20 protein-coding genes are annotated in these 22,556 nt (G+C 50.4%); 5 read left to right on the forward strand and 15 right to left on the reverse strand.

Annotated features, from left to right (window positions below; all coding sequences use genetic code 11):
• Nucleotides 1-175 precede the first annotated feature (175 nt).
• Nucleotides 176-2,194 (reverse strand): methyl-accepting chemotaxis protein, encoded by a 2,019-nt coding sequence (locus tag WH37_RS32170; RefSeq protein WP_082111112.1) that lies wholly within the window; start codon nucleotides 2,192-2,194, stop codon nucleotides 176-178.
• A gap of 271 nt (nucleotides 2,195-2,465) precedes the next feature.
• Here WH37_RS32170 and WH37_RS32175 point away from each other — a divergent pair, with 271 nt between their 5' ends.
• A complete protein-coding gene (locus WH37_RS32175; protein WP_046234760.1) occupies nucleotides 2,466-2,951 on the forward strand; it encodes an SRPBCC family protein in 486 nt (161 codons plus the stop codon).
• A 57-nt stretch (nucleotides 2,952-3,008) separates the two neighbouring features.
• Here WH37_RS32175 and WH37_RS32180 read toward each other — a convergent pair whose 3' ends face one another.
• From WH37_RS32180 to WH37_RS32205, 7 genes are all read right to left on the reverse strand, one after another.
• Nucleotides 3,009-3,893, reverse strand: coding sequence for an Rpn family recombination-promoting nuclease/putative transposase (locus WH37_RS32180; RefSeq protein ID WP_046234761.1), 885 nt, complete (start codon nucleotides 3,891-3,893; stop codon nucleotides 3,009-3,011).
• 182 nt (nucleotides 3,894-4,075) lie between these two features.
• Nucleotides 4,076-4,465, reverse strand: coding sequence for a (2Fe-2S) ferredoxin domain-containing protein (locus tag WH37_RS32185; protein WP_046234762.1), 390 nt, complete (start codon nucleotides 4,463-4,465; stop codon nucleotides 4,076-4,078).
• A gap of 19 nt (nucleotides 4,466-4,484) precedes the next feature.
• Nucleotides 4,485-4,634, reverse strand: a complete 150-nt coding sequence (rpmG, locus tag WH37_RS35170; protein WP_074905075.1) for a 50S ribosomal protein L33 — start codon at nucleotides 4,632-4,634, stop codon at nucleotides 4,485-4,487.
• 45 nt (nucleotides 4,635-4,679) lie between these two features.
• Complete coding sequence (locus WH37_RS32190) at nucleotides 4,680-5,915, reverse strand: GTP-binding protein (protein ID WP_046234763.1); 1,236 nt, start codon at nucleotides 5,913-5,915, stop codon at nucleotides 4,680-4,682.
• A gap of 80 nt (nucleotides 5,916-5,995) precedes the next feature.
• Nucleotides 5,996-7,108: a metal ABC transporter substrate-binding protein gene (locus WH37_RS32195; RefSeq protein ID WP_052737401.1), complete on the reverse strand. Its 1,113-nt coding sequence runs from the start codon at nucleotides 7,106-7,108 to the stop codon at nucleotides 5,996-5,998.
• Nucleotides 7,092-8,051, reverse strand: coding sequence for a metal ABC transporter permease (locus WH37_RS32200; RefSeq protein WP_082111113.1), 960 nt, complete (start codon nucleotides 8,049-8,051; stop codon nucleotides 7,092-7,094). Before WH37_RS32200 ends, WH37_RS32195 begins: the two co-directional genes overlap by 17 nt.
• Nucleotides 7,988-8,704, reverse strand: coding sequence for a metal ABC transporter ATP-binding protein (locus WH37_RS32205; protein WP_046234764.1), 717 nt, complete (start codon nucleotides 8,702-8,704; stop codon nucleotides 7,988-7,990). Before WH37_RS32205 ends, WH37_RS32200 begins: the two co-directional genes overlap by 64 nt.
• Before the next feature lie 467 nt (nucleotides 8,705-9,171).
• Here WH37_RS32205 and WH37_RS32210 point away from each other — a divergent pair, with 467 nt between their 5' ends.
• Both WH37_RS32210 and WH37_RS32215 read left to right on the forward strand, forming a co-directional pair.
• Entirely contained in the window at nucleotides 9,172-9,693 is a 522-nt protein-coding gene (locus tag WH37_RS32210; RefSeq protein ID WP_046234765.1) for a MogA/MoaB family molybdenum cofactor biosynthesis protein, read from the forward strand.
• A gap of 50 nt (nucleotides 9,694-9,743) precedes the next feature.
• Entirely contained in the window at nucleotides 9,744-10,205 is a 462-nt protein-coding gene (locus tag WH37_RS32215; RefSeq protein WP_046234766.1) for a GNAT family N-acetyltransferase, read from the forward strand.
• Nucleotides 10,206-10,330: 125 nt separating this feature from the next.
• On the opposite strand, the gene WH37_RS37620 is transcribed toward WH37_RS32215, so the two are convergent.
• Entirely contained in the window at nucleotides 10,331-10,519 is a 189-nt protein-coding gene (locus WH37_RS37620) for an AbfB domain-containing protein (RefSeq protein ID WP_074905073.1), read from the reverse strand.
• Between the two features lie 112 nt (nucleotides 10,520-10,631).
• Between WH37_RS37620 and WH37_RS32220 the strand changes: the two genes are divergently transcribed.
• Entirely contained in the window at nucleotides 10,632-11,567 is a 936-nt protein-coding gene (locus WH37_RS32220) for an MraY family glycosyltransferase (protein ID WP_046234767.1), read from the forward strand.
• A gap of 71 nt (nucleotides 11,568-11,638) precedes the next feature.
• Here WH37_RS32220 and WH37_RS32225 read toward each other — a convergent pair whose 3' ends face one another.
• The 4 genes from WH37_RS32225 to WH37_RS32240 all read right to left on the reverse strand — a co-directional run bounded on the left by WH37_RS32225 (nucleotide 11,639) and on the right by WH37_RS32240 (nucleotide 19,410).
• Entirely contained in the window at nucleotides 11,639-12,979 is a 1,341-nt protein-coding gene (locus WH37_RS32225) for an S-layer homology domain-containing protein (RefSeq protein ID WP_231594459.1), read from the reverse strand.
• 210 nt (nucleotides 12,980-13,189) lie between these two features.
• Entirely contained in the window at nucleotides 13,190-17,167 is a 3,978-nt protein-coding gene (locus tag WH37_RS37190) for a S8 family serine peptidase (RefSeq protein WP_052737402.1), read from the reverse strand.
• 302 nt (nucleotides 17,168-17,469) lie between these two features.
• A complete protein-coding gene (locus WH37_RS32235) occupies nucleotides 17,470-18,543 on the reverse strand; it encodes an LLM class flavin-dependent oxidoreductase (RefSeq protein WP_046234769.1) in 1,074 nt (357 codons plus the stop codon).
• Nucleotides 18,544-18,549: 6 nt separating this feature from the next.
• Complete coding sequence (locus WH37_RS32240) at nucleotides 18,550-19,410, reverse strand: VOC family protein (protein ID WP_046234770.1); 861 nt, start codon at nucleotides 19,408-19,410, stop codon at nucleotides 18,550-18,552.
• A 193-nt stretch (nucleotides 19,411-19,603) separates the two neighbouring features.
• Here WH37_RS32240 and WH37_RS32245 point away from each other — a divergent pair, with 193 nt between their 5' ends.
• Nucleotides 19,604-20,140 (forward strand): helix-turn-helix domain-containing protein, encoded by a 537-nt coding sequence (locus WH37_RS32245; protein WP_046234775.1) that lies wholly within the window; start codon nucleotides 19,604-19,606, stop codon nucleotides 20,138-20,140.
• A 103-nt stretch (nucleotides 20,141-20,243) separates the two neighbouring features.
• On the opposite strand, the gene WH37_RS35180 is transcribed toward WH37_RS32245, so the two are convergent.
• Both WH37_RS35180 and WH37_RS32250 read right to left on the reverse strand, forming a co-directional pair.
• Nucleotides 20,244-20,420: a DUF3502 domain-containing protein gene (locus tag WH37_RS35180; RefSeq protein WP_331458101.1), complete on the reverse strand. Its 177-nt coding sequence runs from the start codon at nucleotides 20,418-20,420 to the stop codon at nucleotides 20,244-20,246.
• A gap of 22 nt (nucleotides 20,421-20,442) precedes the next feature.
• Complete coding sequence (locus tag WH37_RS32250) at nucleotides 20,443-22,128, reverse strand: sensor histidine kinase (protein ID WP_052737404.1); 1,686 nt, start codon at nucleotides 22,126-22,128, stop codon at nucleotides 20,443-20,445.
• Nucleotides 22,129-22,556: the final 428 nt, after the last annotated feature.

Consider the following 22,556-nt stretch of genomic DNA (forward strand, 5'->3'; position numbering starts at 1 on the left):
CTCCTTAGTATGATAGGTTTATTCTACAAGCCCTCATTTTTATTGTCCAACTAAGTGTAGACGATCCACCTTTCGTAATTGGCAGGTTATGCTTGCCCTTAACGAAGAAACGGTTTTTTGTCGTTTTACCTTTTACCTTTTACCTTTTATCTTTTGACTTTTATCGTTCAACCTACTACAGCTTAAATTTATCGATTTGCGTCCGAAGCTTCTCTGCCATGTTAGCGAGCTCGGCAGAGGAGGAAGCGACTTCCTCCATCGATGCCATTTGCTGCTGCGCGGCAGCCGAGACATTTTCAGATTCAGCTGCGGTTTCGCTGGCGGAATCTGCAATGTGACGAATGGAATCAACCAAACTGCCTGTGCCGGAGACAATTTCGTCTGCCGCCGCCGAAACACTTCGAATGCTGTCTGCAACCTGCTCTACGGATGAGCGAATATGCGTAAACAGCTCGCTTGCCGATTCGCCTGCTTGTCTGCCCTGAGCAGCTTGCTCTACGGTCTGTTCAGACGCGAGAAGCGTCCGCTTAATCTCAAGCTGAATGCTCCCAATAAAGCCAGCAATTTGCTCCGCGGATGCCATCGACTGTCCTGCGAGCTTCCGAATTTCATCAGCAACGACGGCAAAACCTCGCCCAGCTTCACCAGAGCGCGATGCTTCAATTGCCGCATTCAAGGAGAGAATATTCGTCTGGCGAGCGATGTTGCTAATACTGCCCACAACCTCACCAATTTTGGCGGATAAGCCACTAAGGTCTTGAATCGTGCCGGACAACTCCCGAATGCCGAGCTCCATTTCGTCCATTTTGCCACCGAGCTTATTCATTGCGGCTGAGCCGTCTGTTGCCAGGGTAGACGCCTCAGAGGCAATAGCCGATACATCTGAGCTATGTGCAGCAACGCCGTTAATTTGCACAGCAATATTTTCCGCTGCATAGCTGCCATCTTGTACGCTGGACGTTTGCCGCTCCGAGCTTTCGGCCACGACCATAATAGCCTCCGAAATGCTCTGCGCTGCATGTGCCCCTTGATCGGCGCCTGCCGCAAGCTGTTTCGCCGATTCCGTCAATTGCTCGGATAAGCCTGCAACGCCTTTCATTAATTGGTGCATTTGATCGCCTGCTGCATTAAAGGAATGTAGAGCTACGCTAATATCGTTTTTTCCTTTGGCCGGAATGCGATACGTGAGATCCCCCTGTGCCAGCAGATCAATTCCGTGAGTCAATTGGCGGATAGGATGTACAATTCGCAGCGCTATCAAAATGCTGAGCAGCAGCGCTCCCAAAACAATGAATTGCCCTACAATTATTATGAGCTTCAGCAAATCATTAACCGGTTTTAAAAACTCGATCTCATGCACGTAGGTGACAACGATCCAATTAAGATCCGTTTTGGTTAAATAGGAAAGCTGGTCAACCCCTGCTTCATTGAAATGAATGGCCTTATAATTGCCCTGAACCGCATCAGCAAAAGCTTCATCCAATACGGGGTTGCCCAAATCGGCAATCTTATTGTTTAAAATAAAGGACTCATCCGGAAAATAAATAAAGGTTCCATCCGCAGTCGTCATAATCGCTCTTCCCGTCTCGCCTTGCTCAAAGCGGGCAATGTTTTCGACTACCTCACTAATCGGATATCCTGCTGTATAAAAGCCAACAGGCTGGCCATCCTTCATTATCGGAGCACCAATTGCAACGACAAGCTGATTGTCTACTTTAGAAATAATCGGGTCAGAGACGAAAGCACGTCCTGCCTGTACCTCCTTTATATAGGGGCGCTCAGATAAGTCAAATTCCTTACCGTTCAAGTCTATTGCAAGCTTGCCCGTCGTGTCAGCCGAATACATAATCGTTGAGAATTCAGGATGCAGCTTCTGTGACTTGATGATGTAGTCAAGATGCTTCTGCTTGTCATCTCCAAGCTCTGCTCCTTGCTCGGCAAGCATTTTAATGATGGTCTGCTTCTCTTTCATCCTGCTGTCAACTTCTTTTGCCAGCAGCCTCGTATTCAATTCCATTTGCTTCTCTGATTGGCTCCTGACCTCACTAGAGGTGGGAGCATAGAACGTATAGGACAGGACCGAAACACAGACAATGACTATAAGCAGTGTAGACAGCACGATCCGCCCTGCTGTTTGACGAAGGGAACAGAACGTAAGTAAAGCGCGAATAAAACGTGAGTTTTTGAAAGCCATAAGCTATCCCCTTTTTAAAAAATGTTTATTAATTAGTAGTTATATCGGTATAGGAATGAGGCTTTTTAACCAGTGTGACACTTTTTCGACAATTTTCTATTCACTTTCTAGGTTACAACGTCAACAATCCCCCTACACATTTCGTTAAAAAGCAAACTAAAATAAATATTCCTTTATAGGAATATTCCTATTATAGTATATTCAATACATGAAATAACGATTGAGCTGAGCAAGTCTATATACCATTTTAACAATAACGGAGGAATTCCTTATGTCGCAAAACCATTCAGCGAGCAATACAACTACGGCGGTCAATGGACCAGAGCTTACGGTGACCAGACTGTTCAAAACATCCCGCGAGCTTGTATTCAAAACCTGGACAGAGGCCGAGCATTTGCAGCAATGGTGGGGGCCCGAAGGCTTCACCATTACGATCCAGCAAATCGATGTAAAGCCAGGCGGAGTATGGAGCTACATCATGCATGGCCCTGACGGCGTTGATTACGACAACAAAATTTCATACCTTGAGGTAGTAAGCCCCGAGCGACTCGTATACGCTCATGGCGATCATGAGGATGCTGAGCACTTTCGGGTAACGGTTACGTTTGTAGAACAAGATGGCGAGACCGAACTGACTATGCACTCACTGTTCAAATCTGCGGAGGAACTGGAAAAAGTGGTCAAAGAATACGGGGCTATCGAAGGCGCGAAATCGACGCTTGAGCGTCTTGCACAGCAGTTGGCGACGTTGGTTTAAAAACAAACAAAATACAGAAGAGCCACACCTCGAGGGGGCGGCTCTTCTGTATTTTGTTTATTCCAACGGCTTTATTGCTCGGATCTCCTCTTCCGTCAACCCAGATGCTTCAGCTATAACGGATCTTTCAATATTAAGGGCCAGAAGCTTTCTTGCGATTTCTTTTTTCGCTTCCATTTTGCCTTTTGCTTCCCCTTTAGCCTCTCCTTCGGCAGCCCCTTCAGCAAACCCTCTCGACAAAGCTGCCTCAATCATCGAAGCTTCATCATGCAAATACTTTTGGCGGTCTTCATATTGTCTTCGCGCTTCTAAATCTTGACTCAAAAATTCTAGCGTATCCATCGCCTTCTTCAATACAGGTTCATTCATCGTCAGCGCCTCCCATTTGGATTGATCTGCACCTTTCAGGAACAACAGCCAGTTCACTAACCCACCCTTCTCAATGGGGACTGCTTGTTCATCGAGCTTTGAAAGCTCCAAAAAGTGAATTTCAATATCATCAATTAGAGAAATTCCTGTGCGGTCTTCACGTAAATGAAATACATTATGATACAAATCATTCGGCAATAACGAATAGTTCAGAATATTGATAGTCACACACCGTTTTAGCTGACTGTAAGACTGTCCTTCCTGCAATTGCCCAGAGTATTGCTTGCTCCAATAAAAAAGCGTTCTTTTTTCAGTATCATATTTATTAAATAGTTGCATCTCAACATTAATGATTTCGCCTTCATTCGTTTTCGCCCGAATATCAAGAATAGATTGCTTGTCACGCGGAGAGTCCTTATCTGTATATGGATTTAATAAAATAATCTCACTAAGTGGGGGCTGACCAGCTTCAGCAAAAGTACGATTCAGAAAAGCCAAAAGGACGTCCCTGTTCTCTTCACTACCAAAAATGCGCTTAAATAAAAAATCATTTCGCGGATTAAGCAGCTTCATAATTGATCAGCTCCATTTCATCTTCATTATATCATTATCAATCTTTGTTGCGTAATTCAAACATCGATTCTCCAATCCATTCTCTTCCTAAAAACACTAAAAAACCAAGAGGAAGAGCTCTACACAGAGCCCTTCCTCTTGGTCAAAAATAAAACGATAGGTCTAGCGCAAAAAATTCGGCGCTAGGCTCTTTCCGCCTTCTTCACAAGCGGCTTGCTGACGCCTTCCGGCGCACTGCCCGTCGCTGCGAAGCTATCCGCATCGTAGTTATACGAGATTCGCTCAGGCAGCGGCATCCGATTGCCGTCAAGCAGTCCGCGAACGAGCTTGCGGCCAAGCTCTGGCGTCATGCCGTTATACCAGTTGCCGTCGGGATAGACGACCACATTGCAAGCATCCTCGCATCTGCCGTTGCACATCGTCTTCGTCGTATGGACGAAAGAATCCGCTTCGTGCTTGGCAAGCTCCTCACGGATGGCGAGCGTTACCTCTTCCGCGCCGCTGCGTTTACAGCTGCCTCCGTTGCATAGAAGCAGATGATGGCGCGTATGCGTCAGGTTCCAAGTTGCCATCCTCTTGAAGCCTCCTTTCCTACCTCGTTTCCCGGTGCACAGTCACCCGTTTGAGGCGAGGACTGTATTTGCGCATCTCTAGCCGCTCCGGGGTCGTACGTTTATTTTTGGAGGTCGTGTAGTTGCGGTCACCCGTCTCCGTGCATGCCAACGTTACAGTAACTCTCATTAGGCTCACCTCCTTTTATAACATACTTTTGAACGGCCTGTCTCCTTAATTTATGGCGCAAGCCTCCTGCTGCGACTGCGGAAACGGATCCATAAGGCTGTCCCAATCCTGCTGCATCTCTTCCTTCGTCAGCAAGCACTGGTCCAGCGAAGCTTCAATCTCGGCGCGCTGTAGATCGATACCGATGAATACAACCTTATTGATCCGGTCGCCATACATCGGATGCCAGCTGTCTGCCAGCTCAGGCTCCTCCTCAAGCAGCAAGTGCTGCTCCGACTCAGGAAGCGCGGCCGCCCACAGTCCAGCAGGGCCAAATTGAATCGACGGCCCCGCCTGGCTAATGCTCTGCGCCTGCAAGCTGCGGGTTGCCAGCCACATAATGCCTTTTGCCCGAATGATAGCTTCCGGCCACTCCTCCATCCAACGCATCAACCGCTCGGGATGAAAAGGCTTCGCCCGAACGTAAACGAATGATCCGATTCCGTATTCCTCCGTCTCTGGCGTATGGACAGGCGCATTCAGCTCCCGCATCCAGCCAGCCGATACGCTGGCTTCTTCAAAGTTGAACCTGCCGGTATTCAAAATTTCTGCAGGATCAACCTTGCCCTGCTCGGTTCGAATCAGCTTGGCGCGCGGCTGGAGCGTGCGAAGCACACCTTCCAGCTCGTTCAAATCCTTATCGCTCACAAGATCGCATTTATTGAGCAGCAGCACATCGCAAAATTCAATTTGGTCGATCAGCAGATCAACGACCTCGCGGTGGTCTTCCTCATGCGCCCCCTGGCTGCGTTCAAGCAGCGTCTCGCCCGAGGAATAATCGTGCCAGAAGCGGTACGCATCAACGACCGTCACCATGCAGTCCAAGCGGCAAAATTGCGACAGGTCAATGCCCTGCTCCTCATCAATATAGGTGAACGTTTGGGCAACGGGAACCGGCTCGCCCACGCCCGTCGATTCGATCAAAATATAATCAAAGCGCTCCTGCTTCGCCAGCCGCTCAACCTCGCGCAGCAAATCCCCGCGCAGCGTGCAGCAGATGCAGCCATTCGACATTTCCACTAGCTGCTCATCGGTGCGGGACAGCCCGCCTTCTTTTTGAATCAAAGCAGCATCGATATTGACCTCGCTTAGATCATTGACGATAACCGCCACCCGAAGGCCATCGCGATTGTTCAGCACATGGTTGAGAATCGTCGTTTTGCCTGCCCCTAGATAACCGCTCAGCACCGTCACGGGAATTTTAAAATCTGCTTGCTTCTCTACCAATACTTCGTTATCCATTCATCCTCACGCTTCCCTTCAATTATATGGCTTGGCCTATACGGTTCATGACATGTCATTTGCTGTGACTTAAGCACGCCTTATTCGTTCAAAGCGAGCCTCAGTGCTTCCAGGTTATTTTTCATCACGCCAATATAATCGAGCCCGTCTGCCGTTTCTTCCTCTGTCAGCCCTTCCAGCGGGTTCAGCACCGCTGTCTTGGCGCCGATTTCGCTCGCAATCGTGCTGGCGATTTTCGGATCAACCAGCGTTTCGAAAAAAATCGTTTTAATTTGCTGCTCCTTCGCCAGCTTCACAATTTCCGCCATTTGCTCCGGGGATGGCTCTTGGTCTGGAGAAAGGCCGGAAATCGGCACCTGCGTCAAGCCGTATTCACGCGCCAAATAGCCAAAAGCCGCATGCTGCGTAACGAACTCGGTACGCTTCATCCCTGCAAGCCCAGCCTTATACGCATCGTCCAGCTCTTTGAGCTTCGCAATATAGGCATCCGCATTCGCTTTATAGCTGTCCGCATGGGCGGGATCTGCTTTCGCGAACGCCTCTTGAATGGCCGCAACTTCTGCCTGTGCCAGCTTCGGACTCAGCCATACATGTGGATCGAGACTATGCTCATGATCATGCTCATGCCCCGCCTCCTCATGCTCGGCTTCCTCATGTTCGGCTTCCTCATGTTCGGCAGCATGGTCATGCTCCGCATCAGCATCGCTGTGCGCTTCTTCCCCATGCGCATGCTCGTCTTCTCCGCCCTCTGCTAATTCAATGCTGCTGCTCGCCTCCACGACGATGCGTTTCTCATTTGCCGCGCTGTCCAGCGCCTGCTCCGCCCAGCCTTCTACGATCCCGTTATAAACGAAGACATCCGCCTCTTTCAGCACCGCCATGTCCTTGGCACTTGGCTCCCAATCATGCGGCTCGGTGCCAGCCGGAATCAGCGCCGTTACATCGGCGTATTCGCCGCCCACTTGCTTGCTGAACTCATACATCGGATAAAAGGTAGTCACGACTTGCAGCTTCTTCGCTTCCGTCTCGCCTGCAGCTGGCGAAACGCTCGGCTCCGAGGAAGCGGCACTTCCGCTGTCTGCCTGCGCGCCAACTGTATTTGCCCCATTCGTGCTTCCTGCCGCGCCACATCCCGATAGCAGCAGCACCGCTGCGATTAATAACAAAGAAAATTTGCTAAACATAACTTTCATTTTCTGTACCTCCATGTGTATGAGTAGCTGGTGCAGCCAGCTTGTTGCTCTTGATGCGGGGAAAAGCCCCGTTTTGGGCCGGCTGCCCGGTTTGATGCTTGCTGATTATCGTAAGATTTTGCCGATTGCCCAGCTTCCCGGCTATAACGGACGCCTTCTTCAACACAATGCCAAGGATCAGCAGCGCGAGCAAAAATAGTGCGATCGTTCCGCCCGGCGGCGTCCCCAGCTCATAAGAGGCGGTCAGTCCCGTAAATACGCCCGCCATGCCGACCAGCATCGCAATAATGAGCGCTGCCGCAAAGCTGCGGGCAAGGCGTACCGCCAGCGCCGCAGGCAGCACGATCAGCGCCGATACGAGCAGCACGCCTACAATCGGCATAGCCGCAGCGACAATCATGCCCGTCACGATGCTGAACAGCATGGAGATAGGGCGGACGGGAATGCCATTTGTTTGCGCCGTCTCCTCGTCGAAAGCTATTTGATACAGCGGTCTGCGCAGCAAAATAAAAAAGATCGCTCCTACTGCCGCCGCAGCGAGCATAAGGATAAGCTCGGTTTCATTCACCGCGACGACGGAGCCGAATAAATACGAGGAGAAGCTTTTGTTCATCCCTTTATTCAGCCCCATCAGCACAACGGCGCCCGACAAGCCGCCAATCATAATAATCGCAATCGACATTTCGCTGTAAGCCCGGTACGAGCGCCGGATATATTCAACCGCTATCGCTCCTGCTACAGCAGCAGCGAAGCCGGCATAGGAAGGATTCCAGCCCAGATAGGCGCCCGCGGCAACGCCAGCTAATGATACATGCGAAAGCATATCCGCCATCAGCGCCTGCCGTCTCAGCATTAAATGAACGCCCAGCACAGAGGCGACTAAAGCGATAATGCCTCCGGCGCAAAATGCCCGCTGCATGAAGTCGTAGTGCAGCATTTCCATCCTCCCTCCCCCTTCCGTTCCAGCTCGATGATCCGGTCCAAATACGGCCGGACTTCTTCGAGTCCATGTGTCACCATAACAACCGTCCGCCCATGGGCCTGCACATGATGATGCATTAACTCGTAAAAGCCTTTACGGCTCGCTTCATCCATTCCTGTTGTCGGCTCATCCATGACGAGCAGATCGGGCTGCTGCGCCAGCGCTCTGGCAATGCACACCCGCTGCTTCTGTCCGCCGGACAGCTCGCCGATTTTGCGGCCGCGCTGCTCCCACATGCCGACCTGGCGCAGCGCCTCCTCGGCACGAGCCCGTTCCTGCGGTCGCAGCCGCCGCAGCCAAGCTCCGCTCTCGTAAGCGCCGGACCTGACGAACTCCAGCACCGTGCTGGGAAAGCCGCTGTTAAACGCCGCGATCTGCTGCGGCACATAGCCGATCACGAGCTTCTTGCCGCTCGCGCCGAGCTTCGCCAAGTAAACCTCTCCACTCCACGGCTTCAGCAAGCCCAGCGCCAGCTTAAGCAGCGTCGTCTTCGAGGCGCCGTTAGGCCCGGTTACCGCTATAAATTCGCCGGCATGTATCGCCATAGACGCCTCATTCAGACTCGGCACGCTACCATAGCCGAATACGACATTTTCTAAAGAAGCAATCTGCACGCGGTTTCTCTCCTTTCGCTCCAACGTTATTTTTTTAAAATATAAGAATTTATAAGTTTCACCCTTATAATGGGCTTATATTTCACCCTCGAAACGGTAGCTTTGCCGCCAGAGGATGGCGACAGCCGTTTACGCTTGATCGTAATTATTACGATATTGTCTTAAAAAAGAAATCGCCAGCAGCGATTCGTTATTCGTTATTCGTTATTCGTTATTCGTTATTCGTTATTCGTTATTCGTTATTCGTTATTCGTTATCACGTTTCTTATTAGTAATCATTACGCTTAATGAGTATAGCAAGCAGATTTTCATTCGTCAACTGCCTATTTTGGGCTAGCCCCCATTGCCTTATACGGAGGAACATCCTAGGCACGCGCTGGCATCGGGGCCGGATCCAGTATACAATAGTAGTCATTATTCAATTATTTTCCGGCATAACTTGCCAAGAAAGGATGTTTACATTTCCAATGAGTACATCCGTTGAACAACATCGCGAGGAAGCACCTTCGACCGTTAATTGCATGGTCATTACCGTATCTGACACGCGTACGCCTGCTACCGATAAAAGCGGCACGCTGCTTATTGAGCTGCTCAAGGCAGGCGGTTATCAGACGACGCGCTACGCCATCGTCAAGGACGAATACAGCGAAATCCAGTCCGCGCTGCGCAGCGGGGCTTCGGACCCGGCAGTTGAGGCGATTTTGCTCAATGGCGGGACGGGCATTGCCAAGCGGGATACGACCTACGAGGCAGTAAAGGATTTACTGGACAAGGAAATGCACGGGTTTGGCGAGATTTTCCGCTATTTGAGCTTTGCTGAAGATATTGGCACGGCGGCGATTCTAAGCAGGGCGATTGCTGGTGTCTACGAGGATACGGCGATTTTCTCCATGCCCGGCTCCAGCGGCGCAGTCCGGCTCGCGGCCGAACGCATCATCGTTCCTGAGCTCGGTCATGTGATGCGGGAAATTTATAAGGATCTTCGCTAACGGCTGAATACAAATTGAAGCAAGGTATAATTATTAGGAGATTGCAGACTATGATTGAAGTATTTGAATTACGAGATAAGATGGCGTTTTTTGATGAGGCTGTTCAGATGTATTGGGATCAGTGGGGGAGCGAGAGCAACTTTAAGTTTTATCAGGATTGCATGCTTCATTCATGTACATCCGTTTGCGACCTTCCACGATTTTATATTGCGGTGCAAAATGATTCCATAGTCGGTACGTATGCACTCTTGCGAAATGATCTGATCAGCCGCCAGGATTTGTTTCCTTGGCTCGCTTGTTTATATGTGGTTCCAGAGCTGCGAGGAAATAAAGTAGGTGCTAGGTTATTGAAGCACGCCTTAGAAGAGACGAAGAGTCTAGGACTAACGAAGCTCTATCTCTCCACTGATTTGGAAGGTTATTACGAAAAATATGATTGGACGTATCTCACCACGGGCTACCTCTTTAATGGAGAGGCTGCAAAAATATATGAAGCCGCTGTCCATTCATAAACACAACAGAAAGAGGGGGCAGCCCCTCTTTCTCTCTTTCTCTCTCTTTCTCTCTCTTTCTCTCTCTCTCTCTTTCTCCTCTTTTTCCTCTTTTTCAGCCCCTCCCCTTTTCTGCTGCTAACGTTTTAAGAATAGTTCGTTCGTTTGAACGTCGCTTCGTTTTTGGCGATTGTTGTATGGAGAGCGCTTAAGGCGTCAAGCCGCAGCACATATTTATAATGGCGAACGTAATAGCCGGGCTGGCTGCAAGATTCGAAGGAAATTTTCGTGCTGTCGGCGGAAGATGAGTTATTTATCAGAAATTTGCTATTCAAACTCGTTTATTGTAACATTTTATTAGTTTGAGAGATTGCTAGTTTTGCTGCCCATTTTTAATATTTATACATTCAGGAGATGATCTAGATTAGTTACGCTGCTGCATTTGCAATGTCTTTCTTTATTGTGCTGCTGCTTATTCCTCCGCTTCGCAAGCTTGCTTTCCGCATCGATTTTGTGGACAAGCCCCGCAAGGATGTCGAACGCAAAATACATAAAGAGCCGATTCCACTCACGGCGAGCTATGCTATTTTTGTCGGCTTTATGGCTACGTATTTGATGTTTGTAGATGAGATTACAATGAAAACAGTCGCTATTATTATAAGCTCGATTTTGCTGCTCATTATTGGCACGATTGATGATTGGTACAAGACGCATGGCAAGGATTTTCCGTCTCTGCCGAAAATGCTCGTTCAAGTGTCAGCGGCGGCAATCGTATTTTTCGCTGGTGTATCATTCGAGGGGTTCTACAATCCGCTTAGCGGGGAGTTCGTCAACCTGCCTTATGCCTTGCAATTCGTGCTGACGATTTTATGGATCTTCGGCGTAACGACCGTCATTAACTTCTCCGATGGCATGGATGGCTTGGCTGGCGGACTGTCGACGATTTCAGCAGTGACGCTGTTTATTGTAGCGCTCACCAAAGGGCAAAGCGATTCCGCGATGCTGGCCATTATTTTGATCGGAGCGGCGATTGCGTACTTGCGCTACAACAAGCCTCCGGCAAAAATATTTATGGGCGACGCTGGCGCGACATTCCTAGGTTTTATGCTCGGTGTCATTGCACTCGATGGCGCCTTCAAGCAGGCGACCGTGCTGTCGATTTTCATTCCGATTTTAGCGCTGGGCGTGCCGATCTTCGATAACATTTTCGTCGTCATCAAGCGCATGATGCAGGGCAAGCCGATTTATCAGGCAGATGCGACGCAGGTGCATTACCGCCTGCTGCATTCCGGTCTCAAACCCGGACAAGTGCTGTCGTTTCTGTTTCTGATCAGCGTTTGCTTCTCGCTATTTTCGATTATTTTACTTATGATTCCGGTATAGAGCATGTATTGCAAAACTCCCCCTGCCTCGTGGCTGGGGGAGTTTTGCATGGCTGCGCAGCGTAGTGGATGTTAGTTCAATCGCTGCATCATACGGTTCAGCAGCACGCTGACTTCCGCACGTATCGCATGGTCGCCCGGCGCAAAAAGCTTGTCCGTCCGTCCTTGCAGCAGCTCCTGCTCGTACAAATACGCAATATCCTGCTCCGCCCAATGGCCGCTAATATCGGTAAACGGATGTCCGCCGGCTGCGGTATTGGCTGCTGAGTCTGCAGCAGTTGTAGGAGCTGCTTCCGAAGCATCGGAAGTTGAAGACGTTGTAGATGTTTCAGGTGGCGACAACGTTACGGATCCTGATGCTGATACTGCTGGCGGCTCTGACAGTGCTGTCATACTGAGCGCCTTGAGCTGCCGCGACAGCACGGCAGCAATTTCCGCTCGCGTAACCGGCTGGTTCGGCAGAAAAGCGCTGCCTTGCGGCCGCTCTACACCTTGCAGCAGTCCATTTGCCGCAGCTGTCTCCACATAGTCGTATGACCAATCGCTTTTGCGCACATCGGTAAAAGCGGGGATGGATTGCTGCTTCATATCCAGCTCAAATGCCAGCACTGCAGCCTTCGCGAATTCTGCCCGCGTCATTAGACGCCCCGGCTCAAAATCGCCAGCCGCCGTCCCTTGCATCACTTGCTTCAGCGCCAGCTCTCCGACAGCTGCGGAAGCCCATTTCAGCTTCGCAACCGCCTCATAATCCTTGAATTGCTTGAGGCGCTGCTCCCCCGTCAATTGCGCTGCAGCTTTCGCTGGCGCTTGTCCGACGACCTTCGTCGCACCGTCCTTGACTGACCCTGCGCCAATGCTGACGACTGGCTCATTTACCCTATGCTGAATATTCAGCCCCGGATTATCCGGCAAAATAATAATCGACTTCGCCAAGCTGAAGGACGCTGCTCCGTCCTTCTCCGCCTTGAAGGTCAGGCTGCCCAGCTTGCCGTAGCCGGAAAATAACGCCGGGCCGCGCTGGGCCGTCGCCTCGGCAATTTGAATGAGGCCTGCTGCGGCATCAAGCTTGTTCAGCAGCTGCATGGGGCTCGCCGAAGCTGCAAACACCGCAGGCCGCAGCAGCGCCCCCGCCTCTTTATCAACTACAGGCGCTATCCGCTCAGAATCGTATTTCATATGTACCTCATAGCCTTGAACTCCACCGTAGCTCCCTTTAAAGCCTTGCAGCCATACGGCGACCTCGAACACGTCACCAACCTTCACCTGGTTTGCAGAAGGCACAATACGAATTTGCGGCAGCTTGTCTGCTTCCACCTTCTCAGCTCCCGAAGCCCCTGCCGTACCAAGCCATGCAGCGGCCAGCAGACTTGCCCCCATCAATGACAACCATTTTGGATGCAGACTCAGACTCACTCTCAAATCCATCTCTCCTGTCCTCGGCTTCTTATGCCCTGTCCATCGCTTGCCTGTTGACCAAATTTAGCTTTTCCGAAAAAAGAGAACGCTGCGATTCGCCCATTCCTATGCTGCATCCTGAAAATAGGGAGGGGAGCCGATCGCGCTCCCCTTCCATTTTTTCACGACTGTTTCATCACTTGCCTCTTGCCTCTTGCCTCTTGCCGTTTACAGTTTAAAGTTGCCTAGAACGAAGGAAACATCGAGCAGGTCAACCGCGTTATCCCGGTTAATATCAGCTGCGCTTGCTTGCGCATTGGCCCAGCTCGTGCTCCGCGACTTGCCAAACTGCTTGGCGACAAGCTGGAGATCGGCCAGATCGATTTTACCATCGCCATTCACATCGCCCGCCAGAAGCGGTCCGACATTAAGCGTTGTATCCCCGCCAGCCACCGTCACCGAAGCAGCCGAAGCTACATGGCCTGGCACGACTACGCGCACCGTATAAGTGCCCGCTGGGACAAGCAACGTATAGCTTCCATCCGCCTTCACTTCACCAACAGCTGCAACCTCTTTGTTTGCTGTAACCGCCTCTACCACAACTTTGTGCACGCCATCGGCACCTTGGTACCACGTCTCACTGTAATTTACAGCGCTACCGAGAGCTTCCGCCGTTATTTTGCCTGTAATCCGGTGTTCCGGCTCGGTAGGCCCCGGCGTCACTGTAACAGATGCATCACTCACGCTGCTATAGGCAATTTCTTGCGTGTCGCTGTTCAATGCCCGTACATTGGACAGTTTAAAATCCCGTTTTCCGGCGCTGCTGCTGGAAAAATGGAACGTTGCCAGCGTCCCGGAGCCGCTATAGCCGCTATGATCCCCGGTCAAGGATACGACATAGTCGCTCCTTGCACTGCCGTTGCCGAGATCGACAATCGTCTCATTTACGATGAGCGATCCGCCAGAATTGACCTGCTGCTGGTACGTGGACAGCGTAACGCTTGGCTCCACTGAGCCTTTCACTAGCCCGCTGTCATACGTTAAGCTGAATTGTGCCGCATATAAGCCCTTTACATGAGCAAAATCCACATCAATGTCAAAGGTTTCTCCTGTGCGCACACTGGACTTTGAAGCAACAGCTGCTAATGTGGCAGGCTGCTCAACCGTACTCTCATAATGGACTACAAAGGCTGGTTCAATGACGCCATTATCGGCGGCATCATACACATACACGTCAAACGTATTGCTTCCTTGGACAATGGGCACCGTTATCTCGAAGCGCCCGTCTGCTGAAATCGCCCCATCATACTGCTGCAAATCACCGTTTGCATCCTCAGCGATGGCCGCAGCGCCAACTGCCGAATAATCGCCGAACAACGTAATGAGGCGGTCGCTGAGGATTCGCCCGCTAATCACGCCCTCGTTGCCTGTAACGTCAATCGGCGGATCAGCCAGCTCTGCAACTGGAGCCTGCACATCCAAGGCGAATTCGGCGAGCTGGTCAAGCAAATAATCATTTGCCCCAAGACCAACCCAAGGCACGACGACATAATGTCCTTCACCAAGCTGCTGAGCGCCAAGCGCCGTCAATATTTCTCCGTCCCAGCCTTCAACGATGTAGTTGCCCGGGCTAACGCCTTGCGCGTTTTCCACAATGACCCCTCTCCAGGACAAATTGCTTCCCGAAACCGCATAGACATCCAGAGAAAAATACGGCAGCGTTGCATTTACACGGAAGGTAAGATCAGTCGTATCCGCTGCGCCATCACCATTTGGCGAAAAGAGGAACGGATCAAGCGCGATTTCTGATACTTTTGCTGGCAGCTCCACCTCGCCTACATATACAGCTAATGGAAGCTGGATGGTCTGCCCGCCTCCTTCAATAATTACTTCTCCCTCGTAACGGCCATCCGCCGCTGCTTCAGCTACATGCAGCGCCACATCGAATGAAGCACTGCCGCCAGCCGCTACCGCGAGCTGTTCTTCGCTAACGCTAAGCTCGCCCGCCGCCTCGCCATACCAAATCGTCGATACAGCATACGAGCTGCCTGTACCGGAAATATCCTTTACTTGGATTGTTTTTAGCGACTCATCCCCTGCGGCCAGCGCTCCGAATGATAAGCTGCCCGTCAAATAAGACGTAGCGGCCGCGCCTGCTACCGCAACCGTCATTTCCTCCACAAGCGCTATCGCTTTTGCATTGGAGATTTGCTCCAAGTCAATACGGCCTGCCCCTTGATCCATATGCGAATAACGCTCGCCGCTGCGATCCGCCAGCTTCTTCGCATTGTTCATCAGCAGCCCCTTCACCTCGAACGGAGTAAGTCCCCTCTCCTTTTGAAGCAGCAGCGCCGCTGCGCCTGCAATATGAGGGCTCGCCATGCTCGTGCCTTGCTTATTCTCATAAGCATCCGAATAATCCCCGCCATAAGCAGGTACGGTGGAGCGAATGGCTACACCTGGCGCCGAAATATCCGGCTTAATAGCCAGACCTGGCAGCGATGGGCCACGCGAGCTGAAATCACCCATCATATCCTGCTCTACTACTGTGCTAAAATCGATCGTATACCCACCAGCTTCGGCGCCAGCAGCTGCGTCAACCTTCGCTTTCAAAGCGAGCCCATCCTCCTGCGAAATGCTCAACGTAGGAACATAATCGACTCCAGCATTGAGCGTTCCACCAAAGCCGCCTGTCGCATTATTATAAATAATGACAGCCGCAGCTCCGGCATTTAAGGCATTTAGCGCCTTTTCGCCAAAAGTAATGGAGCCGCGTGAAATGAGCACAGCTTTACCTGTTACATCTTTGCCAATGAAATCCGCCGCTGTTCCAAAGCCGGCATATACAAGCTCCAGTGCATTATTTTCCAGATTGCCAAGCTCGGGGGAATAGGTCATATAGGCACCATAAACGCGGCCTGCTCCATCCCCTGTCAGCACAGGCACAGACAGCGGCGGCGAAGAAGCGCCGACGGAAATCGCCAGCTCCGCTGTAGCCGGAACACCTACCGTATACGGCTCCGGTCCATCATTGCCGTTCGCCGCAACCGCAACTACGCCTGCCAGCATCACGTTATTCAGCGCAACGGCGCTGGCCTCGAACTGATCATTAAATTCATCGCCCAGCGAAAGGTTAATGACATCCATGCCGTCGATAACCGATTTTTCCATCGCGGCAATGACGTTTTCGGTCGAACCTCTGCCTTTCGGCCCCAGTACGCGGTAAGCATAAATATCTGCACCATATGCGACGCCTTTTACCCAGCCGCTTTCGCCATCCGGGTTTCCCGGATCTCCGCGCCCTGCCACGGTTCCAGCCACATGCGTGCCGTGGGAGGTTGCCACCTCGACATCATTCGGATCGGGAAGCGTCTCGTACGGATCATTGTCATTGTCGACAAAATCATAGCCGCCCTTATAAGCATCCTTCAAGCTTGGATGGAGATAGTCAATACCGCTGTCGATAACACCGACCTTAATGCCTTCCCCCGTTAGGCCGCTGTCCCAATAAGTAGGAGCACCGATAAATGGAGCACTCTCGTCCATTTTCGCCTCCACACTTGGCAGCGGCTCTACAATGACTTCCGTATTCGGATAGATCGCCTTCACGCCAGGCAGCGCAAGCAGCTTGTCCACCTGATTCGCCGGAACCTGCACCGAGTAGCCATTGAAAATTTGCTGGTACTGACGTCCGAGCTTCACATTCAGCTTCCTCGCAGCAGCAGCAAAGCTAGATTGCTCCTGCTTTACAATCGTCTGATAGCCGACAATCGACTTGGCCTGTCCTTGCTGTGCCTTGACGCTCTGCACGGCAATCGGTTCGGATACCAGCTCTACGATGACGCTGATCGTCTGGCCGCTGTCCGAATGCGGCACATAGTTTTGAGGTGTAATCAGCAATGGCGTTGTTCCCTCTGCTGCTGGCCCCCCCGTTTCAGTGCCAGCCGCCGCTTCTACCTTGAAGCGCTGCTCTACCTGCGCGCCAAGCAAGCCCGCTGACTCCTTCTTGCCTGCTGAATCAACCTGCTGATAAGCCGATTTTGGCAGCTTCAGCTGTTCTGACAAAATGGAAGATTTAATGCTTTGCGGCGCTGCTTCGGCCCCCATAGCCCCTGCCGGGAACAATAAGGTGAGCAAAAGCGCCATGACGATTAGTATAGATAATTGCTTATTGCGACTTGTTTTGCGTTTGAACCATTGCTGCATGAAATCCCTCCTATTTTTCTTTGCCCTCTACTAAAACCGCCAGCTTGCCTCCCTTCTATCAAATATCACAAATTACCTTTTAAACCAAAAATATGTATTTCTAAGTTTGCTAAAATCTATTGTAAAGGATTGTTTATGAGAAAATTGTATAATCGTCTGATTATTGAAAATATTTTGGAGCACAACAAAAAAATCTGGCAAACGCCGTAAAGCAGCGCCTGCCAGATTGTCTATGAATCTATGAATGAGATACCGTTATCCGCCAGCTTTCGGCAAAATCGGTACGGATAAGGTTTAAAGCATTATTTCGCTCTTGTCGCTTCGCGCACGATAGGCGCAACCTTCCCAGCTAGAAGCTCGATGCTTTCGGCAACTTTGGCATAAGGAATGCCGCCAATATCGAGCTGGGCAATAAAACGCTGATGCCCAAACAGCTCATGCTGGCGAATAATTTTCTCAGCTATTTCTTGCGGGCTGCCGACGAACAAGGCCTGATCCGGCGCCGTCATATCGGCGAACTCCTCCTGCGTAATGCGGAAGTCGCTGCCGTGCTGGCGGTTCATATGCGACCAATAATTCGTGTAATATGGAAAATATTCCGCACGCGCCTGCTGACTGTCCTTCGCGATATAGCCGTGACCGGTGACGCCAACCTTCAAGCTCGCTGCATCAAAGCCCGATGCGATTCCAGTCTCACGATAAATATCGACGAGCGGCTTGAACCTCTCGGGTGAACCGCCAAGAATCGCCATTACCATGCCGAGGCCAAATTCCCCTGCGCGCACGGCGCTCTGCGGTGATCCTCCGACGCCAACCCATATCGGAATTTGCGGCTGAATCGGACGCGGGGCAATAGCAGCGGCCCGCAGTGCGCGGCGATGCTTGCCCTGCCAGGTTACCGTATCCTGGCGGCTTAGCTCGCCGAACAGCTCCAGATTTTCGCCAAACAGCTCATCATAATCGCTCAATTCATAGCCAAACAGCGGAAACGATTCGACGAAAGCTCCGCGGCCCGCAATAATTTCCGCACGTCCATCGGATACTAAATCCAGAGTCGCATAATCCTCAAATAAGCGTACCGGGTCAACCGTACTGAGCACGGTAGTCGCACTCGTCAGCCTGATTCGCATTGTTTCCCGGGCAATAGCTGCCAGTAAAACCGGCGTTGCCGAAACGACAAAATCATGGCGGTGATGCTCGCCCAAGCCGAAAATGTCGAGGCCTCCCTCATCCGCCAGCTTTGCCGCTGCAATTATATCCTGAAGCCGCTGCTTCACGCTTATCGTTTCCAATGTATGTGGATCAGGCAGTATATCGCCTAATGTGTAAATGCCAATTTCAATAGCTGACTGCTGTCCTTCTGTTCGCTTCTCCATCGCCGCTTATCCACCAATCGTCAGCAAGCTGGAAATGCCGGAAGGATCTGTGACCATCCAGCCCTCTGCCTGCTCGCGGAATTGTATTTGCTTTTGCCCTAGTCTAGCCAGCACTTCATCCATCGCTGCTCGATCAGGAAGCACAATCGTATAGTAGGCCAATCCAGCCGCATTCGCCGGAGCTGCCGGAACACCTACGCCTGCCCATGTATTCAGGCCGAGGTGATGATGATAGCCCCCCGCCGAAATGAACAATGCGGACCCGCCCATATTGAAAATAATATCAAAGCCTAATGTATCGCAATAAAACTGCTGGGCTTGCGGCAAATGGCTCACATGCAAATGCACATGCCCAATAACCGTGCCTTCCGGCAGTCCATTCCAAACCTTGCCTTCGGAAACATCCAGAAGACCTTGAATGTCAACGGGATCAGTCGCCATCTTATAGCCGCCGCCCTCCAGCTTCTCCCATTGCTCGCGCGGGCGATCGCGGTAAATTTCTATGCCATTGTTATCTGGGTCATTGAAATAGAGCGCTTCGCTAACCAAATGGTCGCCCTGTCCAACCGGCACATTATGGTTCGCCAAATTCCGCAAAGCAAGCCCCAGCGCTTCACGGCTCGGCAATAAGATCGCAAAATGATACAGTCCCGCAGCTGCACGCTCCGGCAAAACAACCGCACCCTGCTGCTCCTGCAATATAAGCAGCGGACGCTTGCCGTCAGCTGTCAGCTGCACTTCGTTTCCGCTGCGCGAAAGCTCCTTAAAGCCAACAACCGCTTTATAAAAAAGGAGCGAGCGCTCCATATTACTTACTTTAAGCTTCACATATCCAATATGTGCAGCCGGATGAATGGAAATAGCCATTGTCCATCGCCTCTTTATCTGATATATTTGTAATAAGAATATATATTTTATATGAGAAATATTATCACGCTAAAGCTGGCAAGTCAATAAAACATTTGCTACTATGGATGAAGCTTAATGCCCCATTCACAGGCTCAACCGCCACAGCTTAACGACATCGGTTAAGAGGCAACCAATGTTTCAGGAGGTACTCATGGATATTGGCAATACGATTCGCTCGATTCGCAAGAAGAAACAACTCTCCATCCAACAGGTTGCGGAGCTTACCGGACTATCGCAAGGCTTCCTAAGCCAAGTAGAAAATAACAAAACATCGCCATCCATTTCTACGCTCGATCACATTGCCGGAGCACTGAACGTTCCGCTCGCCTTCCTGCTGCTCAAAAAGGATGAGCGGATGCAGATTTTGCGCAAGGATGAGCGGCGGCACACCTTGTACGGCGGCGGTAAGATGAAGGTCGAGCAGCTCAGCGAGCGCGGCTGCGTCAAAATGATGCTGGTCGAGCTTGAGCCCGGCGCTTCGACGGCAGAGGCGCATGCCCATGCGGGTGAAGAAATCCACTTTCTCCTCTCCGGCACGATCTATGTAGAGCAGGGGGACGAATCGGCGACCATCTACGCAGGCGATTCCTTTAGCTGGAAAGCCTGCATGCCCCACTACGCCAAAAATATTGGCGAGGATACAGCCATTGTGCTCATTTCCATCAATAACGATACGCAATTGGTTTAGCCCATCTTATTCAAATTGATCTATTGAAAAAGCAAAAACCCGCAGCCGGAGCACCTGTTTGCCAGATGTCCCGTCTGCGGGCAGCTTATTGCCTTAGCTGCTATTATTTTTTCGCTGCCAGAAAAGCATCGACCTGGCTTTGCACTTCTGCGAGAATTTTATCAATGCCGGCCGCTTTCACCTGCTTGTTCAAATCCTCGAGGCCCTTATCTACATCCTTGATGGCGCCGTATTCCAGTGGAATAGCAAAGCGGAGCATCACATTGCCGACGTTCGCCACTTCCGTCTTCACCTTGCTGTTGTCAAAAACGAAGGTTTCCAGCGGGTAGTGGTAAACCTTTCCTTCCCAATCGTTTGTGAGCGCTGTCGCTTCCTCTGTTATCCATTTGCTGCGAATGTGCCGGCATGTTTAGTGACTGGGCTGCGAGCATTTTTTTGAGCGTATCCGGACGCATGCCGATGCCTGTATCAATGATTTTCAGCTCAATGCGGTCACCCAGCCGTTTTCCTGTAATGCGGATGGCAATCGTCTTGCCAAACCAGGCATGCTTAAATATATTTTCCACAAATGGCTGTAAAATAAGCTTAATAATCGGCGTTTGCAAAATTTCCGGCTCGATATCGTAATAAACCTCGAACGTATCGGCATACTTTACCCGCTGAATGTCCAAATACGTCTTTACCTGCTCAAGCTCCTTCTCCAGCGTAATGTAGACGTTGCCGCCATTTAGCGTTAAACGGTAAAACTTGGACAATCCTTGAACCATCGCTGTCACCTTGTCCGTCTCGCCCAAATTAGCCAAACTGCCGATGGTCGAAAGTGTGTTGTATAAAAAATGAGGGCTAATCTGCGCTTGAAGCACATCCAGCTCCGCCTGCTTTTTTTGAATGCCCTGCACATAGACGTTTTTAATCAGCTCTTGAATACTCGTCGCCATTTGGTTGAAAGAATTGGCAATATGAACAAACTCGTCATTGCCGGTAAAACCGATCCGCTTATGAAAATTCCCCTCTTGAAAGGAGTGAACCAGCGTAACAATTCGCTTCATCTTTTTGCCAGACAGCCGGGCAACAATGTAGCCAATAAACGCCATGACCAGGAAGCTGATCAGACACACGGCAACGATGACCTTCTGCATTTTGCTGGCGTCCTTATTCAAATAGGCATGGGGCACAAGCGTCTCAATCACGAACGGCGTTCCGGGTATTTCTTCTTTCACACTGAGGTAGGAAGCCGGATTAGACTGATCGTTCGCCAAGCCGCGCGTATACATGACCTCGCCTGATTGAGTGTTTAGAAATCGCAAGCTGATGCCTTGATCAATCGGGAACGTATCGAAGTTGCCAAGCAGCTCATCAAAGCGGGCCGTCACGCGCACATAGCCGATAACCGAAGCCATGCCACTGGACGATACCAGCTTGCGAAAATGCGAAATATTGTCCAGCTTGCGGTCAGAATCGAGCTGTATCCAAAGATTATCCTGATTGGATGCCTGAAGGGACTGGAACCAATCCGTATTTTCGATCCGATGCACCGAAAGCACGTAATAGTCCCGCCGCTGAATAGGCTTGTCCATATCATCGCCCGGCACCTCATACATTTTCTCGTCTACCGTGTAAACCGCGAGCCGGATATTGTTCCCATACAGCTGGAGCGGCGCTCTCATCTGCGGTATGATGTCATCCTTCATTTTCAGCATGATTTCCAGCGGTTCTCCAGTGTTTTGCAGGGCATTCTGGAACGTTAAGCTGCTGAAAAGCGTGCTCGATATACGCTCAATCTCGTCCATTTGATATTCAATATTATTTCGCATCTGCTCCATCGCAGTGCGAATATTCGTCTCCGCCATTTCCGTCCGCGACTGAATAAGCATCGTATACGAAATATAGCCGACCAGCACATCCGTCAGCAGCACAAGCGCCATATATGGGATCATCATTTTATACGTAAATGGTATATATAGCTTGCTTAGCTTGAAGCTCCTCATCTGTCGTCTCCTTTCGTATCATGCAGCGCTTATGTGCCTCATTCTACAATATGAGAGGGGATTTTGATATGGCAATAAAATCACTATTTTCTGCACTTATTTAAGCTTTTCAATCTGTAGTGAACTACACTAAAACACTAAAAACATCAACAGGTCAGAAGAACTAAAAAATTACCTAATTTAATATTTAACAAACAAAATTACCATATTATATATCAATTTAATATTGACTATATTTTTTATTAAGTTTAAGATTATTTTACAACATGTAAATTCATAAAATAAAAAAACGTGAGGGAGTTTTTTGTTTATGAAAAGAAAGAGTTTTCCAGTATTATGCGGGGTTACTTTATGTGTATCCACTAGCGTTGCATAAATGTTCTCTGAATCTTCATAACTTTCTGTAGCATCGAAATTTGCGCACAAAA

This window comes from Paenibacillus algorifonticola (genome assembly GCF_000971975.1).
Classification (GTDB): domain Bacteria; phylum Bacillota; class Bacilli; order Paenibacillales; family Paenibacillaceae; genus Pristimantibacillus; species Pristimantibacillus algorifonticola.